The sequence below is a fragment of the Burkholderia sp. 572 genome, assembly GCF_040545135.1.
In the GTDB taxonomy this organism is placed as follows: Bacteria; Pseudomonadota; Gammaproteobacteria; order Burkholderiales; family Burkholderiaceae; genus Burkholderia; species Burkholderia cepacia.
Map to the genome: position 1 here is coordinate 316,625 of NZ_JBEPLH010000011.1, position 11,653 is coordinate 328,277.

Sequence of the window (11,653 nt, forward strand, 5' to 3'; positions counted from 1 at the left end):
TCACCTACGGGAGCGCAGCCATGCAGGACGAATACCGCTTCAACGCATTTGGCCGTCTACTCGCCGTCGTGCGCAAGGACGACCGCTGGGCCGTGTTCGATCTCGGCACCGAAGGCAAGCGACGCGCGGCCAACCTGCACATTCCGTCCGCGCTCGCCGCCGACGAACTCGCGCAATACCTCGGCGACCTGCTGCACGAGAGCGCGACCCCGAGATACAACGAGGTCGTACCGGTCCCGCTCCGCCGCGCGTAACCGCACACCCGGCCGTACCTCGAACCGGCGGTCAATTCGACAGCTAAACTTGCAAGTTTAGCTGTCGTGTTCTATGATCCGCCGCATGAACCCTCCACGCAAATCCGGCGTTTCCGCCGATATCGTCGCTGCCGACCTGACCCTCGCGGTCGGCCAGCTGGTCCGCCGGCTCCGCTCCGAGATCGAATCCGACGGGCTCGGCATGTCCCAGACGAGCGCGCTCGCGCGACTCCAGCGGCACGGGCCGATGACGACCGCCGATCTTGCGCGCGCCGAAGCGATGAAGCCTCAATCGATGAAGGCGATTCTCGCGAGCCTCGAGGAAGACGGTCTCGTCGAGCGCGAACCGCATCCGACCGACGGCCGCCAGATCCTGTTCCGGCTGACCGCGGCCGGCCTCGACGCACGGCTCAAGCGCAACGCCGCCAAGCACAAGTGGCTCGGCGCCGCGATCGAGCAGCTCGACCCCGCAGACATCGACACGCTCGCCGCCGCAATCCCGCTGATCCGCCGCATCGGCGAGCAGTGAACCCGGCCCGCGCGCCTCGCGGCATTCGCGCGCACGGCTTTCCTCGTCCCTTCCACGGAGCCCCCATCATGAGCGCAACCCGTCTCGACACGAACACGGCACTCGTCGTCATCGACCTGCAGAAAGGCATCGTCGCCCTCCCCACCGCGCACCCGGTCGAGCCGGTGGTCGCACACAGCCGCGCGCTGCTCGACGCATTCCGCGGCCGCGGCCTGCCGGTCGTGCTCGTCAACGTCGCCGGCGTTGCGCCGGGCCGCACGCAGCAGCAGGCGCGCACCGGTGCGCTGCCCCCCGACTGGACCGAGCTCGTCCCCGAACTGAACCGTCAGCCCGGCGACCACGTCGTGACGAAAAAGACCTGGGGCGCGTTTACCGGCACCGGCCTCGACGCGCACCTGAAGGCCGCCGGCGTCACGCAGATCGTGCTGGCCGGCGTCGCGACGAGCATCGGCGTCGAGTCGACCGCACGGCAGGCGCACGAACTCGGCTACAACGTCACGCTCGCCATCGACGCGATGACCGACCTCAACGCGGACGCGCATGCGAACAGCGTCGAGCGCCTGTTCCCGCGCCTCGGCGAGACGGGCACGACGCAGGACATCGTCGCGCTGCTCGACCGGCGCGGCGTGTGAGCGGCGAACGCGCGCAGCCGGCGCCGGGCCGCGCGGCCGGCCGGCTCGATCCGTCGATCTGGAAGGTCGGCGCGGTCGCCACGCTCGGCTCGCTGCTGTCGCAGCTCGACGCGACGATCGTCAACGTGTCGCTGTCGAGCCTCGCGACCGACCTGCACGCGAGCCTCGCGACGATCCAGTGGGTGACGAGCGGCTACCTGCTCGCGCTGACGCTGGTGCTGCCGCTGAACGGCTGGCTCGTCGACCGGATCGGCGCAAAGGCGCTGTATCTGTGGTGCTTCTCGGTATTCACGCTCACGTCGGCCCTGTGCGGGCTCGCATGGTCCGCGCCGTCGCTGATCGCCTTCCGCGTGCTGCAAGGGGTCAGCGGCGGGCTGCTCGCGCCGATGGCGCAGATGATGATCGCGCGTGTCGCCGGCCAGCAGATGGCGCGCGTGATCGGCTATGCGGCCGTGCCCGTGCTGCTCGCGCCGATCCTCGGCCCGGTCGTGGCCGGCGCGATCCTGCAACACGCGTCGTGGCGCTGGCTGTTTCTCGTGAACCTGCCCGTCGGCGTGCTGGCGCTCGTGCTGGCCGCGCGGTTCCTGCTCGCCGACCGCGACGACGCGCAACGGCGCACGCTCGACTGGGTCGGCCTCGCGCTGCTGTCGCCGGGGCTCGTGCTGTTCCTGTACGGCATCGAGCGGATCAACGAAGCGCCCGGCATCGCGGCGATCGTCGTGTCGGCGCTGTTGCTCGCCGCGTTCCTGCGGGCCGAGACGCGCAACGGCGACGATGCGCTGATCGACCTTGCGCTGTTTCGCGGCAAGGTGTTCGGCGCGGCCGCGTCGACGCAGTTCCTGTCGAACGGCGCGCTGTTCGCGGGCCAGATGCTGATTCCTGTGTTCCTGATCCAGGCGTGCGGGCGCACGCCCGGCGAAATGGGCTGGCTGCTCGCGCCGATGGGCCTCGGCATGCTCGTCACGTATCCGTCGATGGGCGCACTGACGAGCCGGTTCGGCGTGCGCCGGCTGGCCTCGGCCGGCGCGTTGCTCGCACTCCTCGCGACGCTGCCGTTCGTGTTCCTCGCGCTGACCGGCTACGACCCTTACCTGCTCGTGCCGGCGCTGTTCCTGCGCGGCATGGGCCAGAGCGCGATCGGCGCGCCGTCGATCGCCGCCGCGTATGCGTCGGTCGAGCGCCGCAACCTGCCGATGGCGACGACCTCGCTCAATATCGTGCAGCGTCTCGGCGGCCCGACGTTCACCACCGTGTGCACGCTGTTCCTCGCATGGCGGCTGCAGGTCGAATCGGCGGCGGGCGGCGGCACGCCGGCAAACGCGTATGCGTGGGCGTTCGGCCTGCTTTGCGTGCTGCACGCGGCAAGCGTCGTCACGACGCTGCGCCTGCCGTTGTGGTCGGCCGGTGCGGGCGGGCAGCCGGCCGGCACCGCGCGCGCCGGTTCGCGCTGACCTTCGGTCGGCCGCACGACACGTGCGGCCGACCCGCTACGGCAGCCACATCGGCACGATCGAGATCACGAGCAGCACGCCGAGCGCCGCATTCAGGCAGTGCCACTGCCGCTCCGTGCGCAACACCCGCGCGAACAGCAGCCCGGCGAAACACCAGAGCGACAGCGACGCCATCGCGGCCACGCCGAACGCCAGCCCGAGCAATATGCCGAGCCGGGCCGGGCCGGACGCGAGCGCGGCGAACGACGCGGCCGCGCCGAGCGTCATCGCCCAGCCTTTCGGGTTGTGCCAGAGCATCCAGACGCCGCTGATGAAACCCTGCGGCCGGTGCACCTCGGCATCCAGCCGCGGCTTGCCGCCGCGCCCGATGCGCACGGCCAGCCACACGAGGTACACCGAACCGACCGCCTTCATTACGAGTTGCAACGCGGGCAGCGCAAGCAGCACGCCGCCGAGCCCGGCCGCGGCCGCCGCGGCCATCGACGCCAGGCCGGCCGCGATGCCGGCCATCATCGGCAGCGAACGCCGATAGCCGAAATGCGCGCCCGACGCAGTGGCGAGCGTCGTCGCGCCGCCTGGCGTCACGGTGGACACGATCACGAACAGCATCAGCGGCAGGTAGTCTCGGAACGGCACGGAAGCTCCCGGTTGGCGTCGTCGAAGCCCTGTTTTACGCGCGATCCCGCCATTACGACAGCGAAAGCTTTTTATGCCTGTCATTAGCGTTCATAATGCGCCGCATGGCACGTCATCTCGACATCGCGCTGCTGCGCGCCTTCGTCACGGTCGCCGATCATCGCAGCATGACGGCGGCCAGCCGCGCGCTGCACCTGACGCAAGGCGCGATCAGCCAGCAGGTCGCGCGGCTCGAAACGCTGTCCGGCCCGCTGTTCGTCCGCGAGCACCGCAACCTGCTGCTCACGGCGGACGGCGAGCGGCTGCTCGGGCAGGCGCGCCGGCTGCTCGCCGTGCACGATGCGCTGCTGGCCAACATGACGGCCGGCGCGGTCGACGGCCCCGTGCGCCTCGGCGCGCCGCAGGATCTCGTCGGCACCTGTCTCGCGCCGATCCTGAAGGGTTATGCGCAGGCGCATCCGCAGGTCGCGCTCACGCTCGTGTGTGAGGCGTCGCCGGAGCTGCACCGGGGGCTCGCGCAGGGCGAACTCGACGTCGCGCTGATCGAGGCGCCGGTCGGGCCGTCACGCGGCGAGTGCATCGCCGTCGACCGCCTGGTCTGGGTCGGCGCGAAAGGCGGCACCGCGTACCGGAACACGCCGCTGCCCGTATCGATGGTCGCGCCGACCTGCGCGTTCCGCCCGACGGTGCTCGACGCGCTGCGCGGCTGCGATCGCGCGTGGCGCACCGTGTTCGAGAACGGCAGCATCGACGCCACCACCGCGACCGTGCGCTCCGACCTCGCCGTCACCGCGTGGCTCGCGTCGACCGTGCCGGCCGACCTCGACATCCTGCCGGCCGGCAGCGGCCTGCCCGCGCTGCCGAACTTCGCGATCAACCTTCATCTGCCGCGCGGCCAGCACACGCCGGCCGCGACGGAACTCGCGCGCCACCTGCGCAACGGCTTCGCGCGCCTGCGCGCGGCTGCATAGGGCCGACGCTACACGGTGCCCGGCTCCTGCGGCGCCGGCGTCGTGCCGGCGGCCTCGAGCGCCTGGTGCAGCGTCGGGAAGATGCACGACGCGCCGACGATCTCCGTGATCCGGTGACGATCCATGTCCGCGCGCAGGTAGCGGTTGACACGCCCGAACAGCACGCCGATCCCGCGCGCGTGCAGCATCCTGACGAGATCGGTCAGCGTGCGCGCGGCCGAATAATCGATGTCGGTGACGGCCCCCGCATCGATGACGAACCAGCGCGCCGGCACCGGCGCCGCATCGACGAGCTCGGTCACTTCGGCGGCGAACAGGTGATCGTTCGCGAAAAACAGGTCGGAGCCGAACCGGTAGACGATCAGCCCCGGCGCCGTCATCGCGCCCCGCCGCGTGGGCACCGGCTGCCACCTGCCGTTCCCTTCGACCGGTTCGAGCACCATCGTGTGCGGCTGGTAGCTGTGGCGCACGTGCCGCATCAGCGACAGCGCGACGGCCAGCAGGATGCCGTGCTCGACGCCGACCGTCACGACGGCCACGGCCGTGACCAGCGCAAGCGTGAACTCGCCGGGGCTTTCCCTGCGGATCGCGGCGAGGCTGCGCACGTTGATCAACCCGAGCGCGATCGTGAACACGATGCCGGCCAGCACCGCATGCGGCAGATACTGCAGCGTCGTGCTGAAGAACAGCAGGACCACCGCCACCACGGCCGCAAACGCGAGATGCCCGATCTGGCTGCGCACGCCCGCGCCGTCGGCCATCGCCGTCTGCGTCGGGCTGCCGTTGACGACAAACGCGCCGCCCACCGCCGCCGCGGCGTTCGCGGCCGCGAGGCCGAGGATGTCGGCATTGGTATCGACGTCCTCGCGATACTGCTGCGCGAACACGCGCGCGGCGGCCGCGCTCTGCGCAATGATCATCACGAAACACGACGCGGCGACCGGTACGAGATCGAGGAACTGCTGCCACGTGACGGACGGCCAGCGCAGCGGCGGCAGCCCGCCCGCGACCGGCCCGAGCACCGCGATGCCGTGCGCGGCGAATCCGAACGTGCCGCTCGCCGCGATGCTGCCCGCGACCGCGATCATCGGCATCGGCACGCGCGGCAGGAACCGCTTGCCGGCGAGAATCGCGACGACGACGAGCGCCGCGAGCGCAAACGTCGGCCGGTTCGTGTGGACGAGATGCGTGACGACGTAGTCGAGCTGCGCCAGGCTGCGCGACGCCGGGTACGGTACGGCCAGCCCGAGCATGTCGCCGAGCATCGCGATCGACACCTGCACGCCGACGCCGGCGAGAAAGCCGACCAGCACCGTGCGCGACAGGAAGTCGGCGAGAAAACCGAGCTTGAAGATGCGTGCGAGCAGCAGCATCGCGGCGGTCAGCAGCGCGACCATGCCGGCCAGCGCCACGTATTCGGCGCTGCCGGCCGGCGCCATCGACGACAGCCGGCTCGCGAAGATCGTCGCGGTCGCGGAATCGGCGGCCACCACCAGATGCCGCGACGCGCCGAAGATCGCGAACGCGACGAGCGGCAGGCACACCGTGTAGAGGCCCGTGACGGCTGGCATGCCGGCGATGCGCGCGTAGCCGAGCACCTGCGGGATGTCCATCGACGCGAGCGAAATGCCCGCGAGAATGTCGCGGACGGCCCCGCCACGGCGGATCGGGAGGATGCCTTTCAGCAGCCGCACGCCTGACGGGCGGCTTTCGTTGGAATCTTGCATGCGTGAAGTGCGTGAATACGGGGTGACGTGGTTCGCGAAGTCGTTCGCGCATCGTGCCCCCGGCAGGCATCGCATGGCAAGTGCGCGAAGGCGGCACGTGTCGCTCACCGTCGACGGATGGCCCGCGCGCAACGGCGAACGGCACGCCGACAACCCTGCGACGCCCGCATGATTGCATGGATCGCCGTGCACGCGCATTGAAGCGCGCAGGCCCGCCGCAGCGGCGTCGCGCCGATTCCGGACGAACCGGCGGCGCATCCGGCAACCCGCGCGCGCACCGGCTTGCGGTGACGCGCTTTCGTCACCCGCCCTCACCCGATTGCAGAGGAGACCTGCGCAATGGTGAGCCGATCCGGGAGCCGCGCGCCGCGCGTTCACGGCGACGTGCCCGGAACCCGATGGCACAATCACGGTCCCTTTCATGCGCCCTTCACCGGGCGCGCGCCGCGTCGCGGCGCCGGTTCAACGCACGAGAAGGCCCCTGTTTGCCCCTATGACCCTGAACGAATCCTGGTTTGCGCCGCTCGTCGGCATCCTCATCCTGCTCGCCGCCGCCGGCGCGATCACCGCCGTCGTCCATTTCCTGCTGTTCCGCGTGGTCGCGCGGCTCGCGCGGCTTTCCGCCACGCGCGTCGACGACGCGCTGTTCGAGTTCGGCGCATTCAAGTGGCTGAACCGCATCGTCCCGTTCGTCGTGATCAAGCTCGGGCTCGGCGTGGTGCCCGGCATTCCCGATACGGCCGCGCAGGTCGCCGACAAGGTGCTGTTCGCGCTGATCGTGTTCCTCGTGACGATGACCGTGAGCGCGACGCTTTCGGCGCTCGAACACGCGCATCGCACGTACCAGCGCGACCAGCCGCGCCTGTCGCTGAAAGGCGCGATGCAGCTCGTCAAGCTCGTGATGTTCATCACGGCCGCGCTCGTCGTGATCGGCGACGCAACCGGCAAGCAGATCGGCCTGCTGCTGTCCGGCATCGGTGCGATGTCGGCGGTGCTGATGCTGATTGTGGAGGAACTCAATTGGCTTCCGGCGAAACAACCATATAACTTCCACGTTTTGTCAAAAACGAAAGGAAGAAACCGGTACCATAAACGACCACATACACCATAAATCTTCCATGTGCACGGCATTTGAACCATAAATCTTCCATGAGGCATCCGAACTCTCAACCCGCCCGCCCAGCGCTGATCAAATCCAGAGCCGCCGTCGCGGCGCGAACCCGCATCAATGGAAGCGCCAGCTCTGTTCGCCAAGCTGCACGACGGCGTCATTCAACGCAAGGCCGCCCCTTTACGCCTGACGAAGAACATAGGACCCGCTTATCCGTCGTTCTCAGAAACCTATTTGCCGCAACTGCTTCACGCGACGCGCAAGGCACTACTCGCTTATCAGCCAATAGGCATTCGCTGCGCCACCCTGCCGGGCATAGTCGACCCCAAACACCATGAGGTCGACCAGACGTTCATTGACTATGCTGCGTCGAATTCCCGGCTGGACGCCCACGACGATAAAGCTTAGCTTCGTTGCCATCGTGTCCTCAATTAATTGCCGAAGCATGTCCAAGCTACCACGCAAAAATCGTGAGGGCGATGCGTAACGGGCGTTCATTCTGTCTTGCATATGCCCAAGCAGGATGCTCGCATCACAGTAGTAGACCGATTTGACCAACTGCCCAGCGACTTCGTACACGTCGCCAACCCGCCCACCACTCGGGGAGCCCCCCGCCCCCTTGCAGTGGTACAGGGTAATCTTGACGTCCGCGTGTTGCCCAACACTTACAGCTATGTAGTCTGCAGCCTCGCCAGACCTGTGGTCGTAGAACAGCGCAATGACGTCTACCTGGTCCAGAAGATGTCGCTCCAAGTGTTCTTGCACAGTCGCGCGCCCTGCAAGTTGCGCTCTGCGCTCCAGCGCGCGCGGTGTCCCATCATCGACGAGAAACTCTATGGTCACATCGCAACCGTTCCAGTCAATCACTTCGGCGTCACCTTGGGCGAGTGCACGGGTCTGGAGCTGTGGCGCCGCCATCAAATTCATCCCTTCAAATGATGATTTGTCAGCTGCGTAGAAAATGGGGGGATGCTCGGACAACCTGGAGCGACCCCACGTATCTGAGGACACGAGGACTCTCTTAAAATAAGGGATAGTCTTGTGCCTATCAGTAAGCCTAGTCATTACGTGGAAAGCATCGAAATTCTGACCGAGCCGGAGCGCCGTCGTCGGCGCACGGCGCAAGAAAAAATCGCCATCGTGCAGGAAACATTGGAGCCGGGAGCGTCGGTGTCGGCCGTTGCACGTCGGCACGGCGTCAACGCCAACCAAGTGTTCGGCTGGCGCAAGCAATACCAGGAAGGCAGTCTGGCGGCGGTGAAGGCAGGCGAAACCGTTGTGCCGGCATCTGAGCTGGCCGCCGCCATCAAGGAAATCAAGGAACTGCAACGGCTACTTGGGAAGAAGACGCTGGAGGTCGAAATCCTGAAAGAAGCCGTGGAATGGGGCCGTTCAAAAAACCTGATTGCGCGCTCGCCCTTGCTGCCGGGGGACGACCGATGAAGACGGTCTGCGAAGTTCTCGGCGTGGCGCGCTCTGCCGTGGCGGTGAAGCGAGCTCGCTCGTCCGACTGGCGCGATGGTCGCCGTGCCCGCGTGACCAACGATGCCGGGCTGGTCGAGGAGATTCAGGCCCATGTGGCGCACCTTCCCACCTACGGCTACCGCCGTGTCTGGGCGCTGCTGCGCCGCAGTCGGGAGCAGAGCGGTGCGCCGTGCATCAACGTCAAGCGCGTGTATCGGGTCATGCGGGAGCATCAGTTGCTGCTGCGCCGCCCTGGCGTGCGGCGAGATAAGCGGCGACATGACGGTCGCGTTGCGGTGGACCGCAGCAACACCCGCTGGTGCTCCGATGGCTTCGAGTTTCGGTGCGACGATGGTACGCCGCTGCGCGTGACGTTTGCGCTGGACTGCTGCGACCGCGAGGCGATTAGCTGGGCAGCAACGACCGGCGGGCATAGCGGTGATGTGGTGCGCGACGTGATGCTGGCCGCCGTCGAACAGCGCTTCGGCACCACGCAGGCCGCGCAGCCCATTGAATGGCTGACGGACAACGGCTCGGCCTACATCGACCACCGCACGCGCAGCTTCGCTCGCGAACTGGGTCTTGAGCCGCTGACCACACCGGTCCGTTCGCCGCAGAGCAATGGCATGGCGGAATCGTTCGTGAAGACCATGAAGGACAATTACGTCGCCTATATGGACAAGTCTGACGCACCAACAGCGCTCTCGCGTCTGGCTATCGCGTTTGAACACTACAATGAGCGCCACCCGCACAAAGCCTTGAAATACCGCTCGCCTCGCGAGTTCAGGCGTAATGCGGTGTCATCAACCTAACGGTGTCCGCGTGTCCTGAGTTACAGGGGCAACTCCACAACCACTCAGCGAGGGGCATCCACGAGTCGATGGCCGACTCGATTTCCAGCCTTGCATCCTCCTCGGCCTGCGAAACCATATTGCCCTGGCCAACTGCGAATCTCATGCGCACGCTGATATCTTCGGACGTCACCGAAAAATGCAACCGTGCTTCAGCGGGGCGCGATTCAAAACTGCAAAACTCCCAGTCAGTAAGTCGTCGGTACATTGGTCGCTCTCCGGCACCACGGCGGTAACGTATGCGGTGATTCGCCTTGAAGCCTGCCTTCGGCCAAGTTCCCGCTATAACCGTATCCGGAAGCACACGTAATGTTGTGGTCGCGCGAACCAGGTCCAGCTGTGTTGCTGCAAACGGTGCACTTCCTGTCAGCCGAGTGTCTATTCTCCCTACCCAACTCAAAAACTCCGCTACAGTTAGTCGCTGATTGCTCCAAATCCGAGAACTGCTGCTCGCCCCAATGGTCTCCTTGATGTCACCAGCTATACCGCTTCCGAAGTAGTGGCCTTGAGAGTAAGCACGGCCGTCTCCCGCATTCACCGCCCGCTCTGCGGCTGGCCCTGTAAGAGTTCTATAGGTTTCCGCTTGCGAGTTGAACGTATTGTTTTTTAGGCCTACGTTATAGAACTTAACGGCCTGCAGTCCCGCGCGCGCACGACTCGTTTCTTCATAGCTTAGTGCTTGATGTGCCGACGGACAGACCTTGTTCATTAGCCCAAGGTATATTTTCTCTGTACGTCGTGTCGAGCCGATATAACACCGCTGGGTAGTCGGATAATAGATAAAAAGGAATGCATCATGGCGAATGTTCGACAGCACATCCGACGTTGCCCAGCTGGGCGGATTTTCGTCGGCAGTAAGTAGGAGGCTGACGGTCCCGTCGTCCGAGGACCATTGCTTCATCACCCGCACGTGGCGCGTGATGCGGTCCCCGATTGCCGCAAAGTCGGGAGCTTGAGAACAGTGGAATACCCGCACGTGGGCGTAAAGCTCCAGTGCCAAAGGCGAAACCGCTTCGTAGTCAGACTCTGCGATTCGCTTGACGGGAAGGCGTTCGAGTAGCGCTTGGCCGTCTGCATCCCCCGCCAGCTCAGCGGCCGCCGCTTCATCAATCATTCGCGCAAGATCAACACCCTCTTTCAGGAGCGCGGTAGTCGCATTCTGGACGCGAGCTAGCGGAGCGATGAGAGTGCCTTTTCCTGTCGCTCGGTCAACACGAGCAAATCGCCCGATGAACTGAATTGTCGGTACCAGAGATCGATGAGGCGCATGCAGCGCAGCGGGACCTATCCGTCATTTCGTGGGCGGGGCATATCATGAGGTATAAAAGTCATGGATATGCCGATGAAAAAGAAGAGACAAACCGTAGCGCGTCAGGCAGCGGCCCGCGGGCCGCTGCCCGAGTTGCCCAAGGAACTGCTGGACCAGTTGGTCAAGGGGCCGATGACGCCGACCGAGGTTCAGGATCTGATGCTGGCGTTCAACAAGGCGGTCATCGAACGCGCGATGGGCGCCGAGATGAATCTGCATCTGGGCTACCCGTCGGGCCAGTCCAAGCCGGCCGGACAAGCCAACGAGCGCAACGGCGCCAGCGGCAAGACGGTCATCACGGATCGCGGCCCGGTTCGTGTCGAAGTCCCTCGTGACCGTGACGGCAGCTTCGAGCCGATCCTGATTCCCAAGCACGAGCGCCGCTTCACCGGCTTCGACGAACGCATCATCGCGATGTACGCGCGTGGCATGAGCGTGCGCGAGATTCAAGGGTTTCTGGCCGAGCACTACGGCACCGAAGTGTCGCCCGACTTCATCAGCTCGGTCACCGACGAGGTGATGGCCGAGGCGCTAAGCTGGCAGAGCCGCCCACTCGAGGCGATGTATCCGGTCGTGTTCTTCGATGCGCTGCGGGTCAAGATCCGCGACGACGGGGTGGTCAGTGTCAACCTCGGACGTAATTTCCCCAGAAGTGTCGAAGTAAAATTCCCCACCCTGTTCGGACGGTGATCAACCGGCGACGTGATCGAATGGGTTC

General features: G+C 65.9%; 10 protein-coding genes and 2 pseudogenes. 8 read left to right on the top strand and 4 right to left on the bottom strand.

Translation table 11 applies throughout. From position 1 onward, the window contains the following. Positions 1-20: 20 nt before the first annotated feature. The 4 genes from ABIC51_RS22635 to ABIC51_RS22650 all read left to right on the top strand — a co-directional run bounded on the left by ABIC51_RS22635 (position 21) and on the right by ABIC51_RS22650 (position 2,866). Positions 21-254 carry a DUF7661 family protein gene (locus ABIC51_RS22635; protein WP_027791867.1) on the top strand — a complete coding sequence of 78 codons (234 nt, stop codon included), beginning with the start codon at positions 21-23 and terminating at the stop codon, positions 252-254. A 73-nt stretch (positions 255-327) separates the two neighbouring features. Beyond that, complete coding sequence (locus tag ABIC51_RS22640; RefSeq protein ID WP_027791868.1) at positions 328-783, top strand: MarR family winged helix-turn-helix transcriptional regulator; 456 nt, start codon at positions 328-330, stop codon at positions 781-783. 68 nt (positions 784-851) lie between these two features. Beyond that, positions 852-1,415, top strand: coding sequence for an isochorismatase family protein (locus ABIC51_RS22645; protein ID WP_175897534.1), 564 nt, complete (start codon positions 852-854; stop codon positions 1,413-1,415). Then, entirely contained in the window at positions 1,412-2,866 is a 1,455-nt protein-coding gene (locus ABIC51_RS22650) for a DHA2 family efflux MFS transporter permease subunit (RefSeq protein ID WP_175897535.1), read from the top strand. Before ABIC51_RS22645 ends, ABIC51_RS22650 begins: the two co-directional genes overlap by 4 nt. Positions 2,867-2,902: 36 nt before the next feature. Here ABIC51_RS22650 and ABIC51_RS22655 read toward each other — a convergent pair whose 3' ends face one another. Beyond that, on the bottom strand, positions 2,903-3,502 hold the full coding sequence (locus tag ABIC51_RS22655; protein WP_027791871.1) for a LysE family translocator: 600 nt from the start codon (positions 3,500-3,502) through the stop codon (positions 2,903-2,905). A 95-nt stretch (positions 3,503-3,597) separates the two neighbouring features. On the opposite strand from ABIC51_RS22655, the gene ABIC51_RS22660 reads away from it, so the two are divergent. Next, positions 3,598-4,473 (top strand): LysR substrate-binding domain-containing protein, encoded by an 876-nt coding sequence (locus ABIC51_RS22660; RefSeq protein WP_175897536.1) that lies wholly within the window; start codon positions 3,598-3,600, stop codon positions 4,471-4,473. A gap of 8 nt (positions 4,474-4,481) precedes the next feature. Here the strand turns inward: ABIC51_RS22660 and ABIC51_RS22665 are convergent, their stop codons facing one another. Beyond that, on the bottom strand, positions 4,482-6,200 hold the full coding sequence (locus tag ABIC51_RS22665) for a SulP family inorganic anion transporter (RefSeq protein ID WP_175897537.1): 1,719 nt from the start codon (positions 6,198-6,200) through the stop codon (positions 4,482-4,484). 493 nt (positions 6,201-6,693) lie between these two features. On the opposite strand from ABIC51_RS22665, the pseudogene ABIC51_RS22670 reads away from it, so the two are divergent. Then, positions 6,694-7,215: pseudogene (locus ABIC51_RS22670) on the top strand (mechanosensitive ion channel family protein); the annotation flags it as partial. Between the two features lie 363 nt (positions 7,216-7,578). On the opposite strand, the gene ABIC51_RS22675 reads toward ABIC51_RS22670, so the two are convergent. After that, positions 7,579-8,322, bottom strand: a complete 744-nt coding sequence (locus ABIC51_RS22675; RefSeq protein ID WP_275934598.1) for a hypothetical protein — start codon at positions 8,320-8,322, stop codon at positions 7,579-7,581. Between the two features lie 66 nt (positions 8,323-8,388). Here ABIC51_RS22675 and ABIC51_RS22680 point away from each other — a divergent pair. Next, positions 8,389-9,587 (top strand): IS3 family transposase gene (locus ABIC51_RS22680; RefSeq protein ID WP_166488176.1). Its coding sequence is split into 2 segments (ribosomal slippage): positions 8,389-8,704 and positions 8,704-9,587, totalling 1,200 coding nucleotides; the frame shifts between segments, so codons are not numbered across the junction. On the opposite strand, the gene ABIC51_RS22685 is transcribed toward ABIC51_RS22680, so the two are convergent. Then, on the bottom strand, positions 9,559-10,740 hold the full coding sequence (locus tag ABIC51_RS22685; RefSeq protein ID WP_275934596.1) for a hypothetical protein: 1,182 nt from the start codon (positions 10,738-10,740) through the stop codon (positions 9,559-9,561). The two genes, ABIC51_RS22680 and ABIC51_RS22685, sit on opposite strands and share 29 nt — an antisense overlap. 222 nt (positions 10,741-10,962) lie before the next feature. Here ABIC51_RS22685 and ABIC51_RS22690 point away from each other — a divergent pair. Next, positions 10,963-11,556: pseudogene (locus ABIC51_RS22690) on the top strand (IS256-like element ISBcen18 family transposase); the annotation flags it as partial. Positions 11,557-11,653: the final 97 nt, after the last annotated feature.

What these genes read in the sequence shown, in the direction of transcription:
- ABIC51_RS22635 (WP_027791867.1), top strand. Translation starts at nt 21, where the DNA reads ATGCAGGACGAATACCGCTTCAACGCATTTGGCCGTCTACTCGCCGTC.
- ABIC51_RS22640 (WP_027791868.1), top strand. Translation starts at nt 328, where the DNA reads ATGATCCGCCGCATGAACCCTCCACGCAAATCCGGCGTTTCCGCCGAT.
- ABIC51_RS22645 (WP_175897534.1), top strand. Translation starts at nt 852, where the DNA reads ATGAGCGCAACCCGTCTCGACACGAACACGGCACTCGTCGTCATCGAC.
- ABIC51_RS22660 (WP_175897536.1), top strand. Translation starts at nt 3,598, where the DNA reads ATGCGCCGCATGGCACGTCATCTCGACATCGCGCTGCTGCGCGCCTTC.
- ABIC51_RS22665 (WP_175897537.1), bottom strand. Translation starts at nt 6,200, where the DNA reads ATGCAAGATTCCAACGAAAGCCGCCCGTCAGGCGTGCGGCTGCTGAAA.
- ABIC51_RS22685 (WP_275934596.1), bottom strand. Translation starts at nt 10,740, where the DNA reads ATGATTGATGAAGCGGCGGCCGCTGAGCTGGCGGGGGATGCAGACGGC.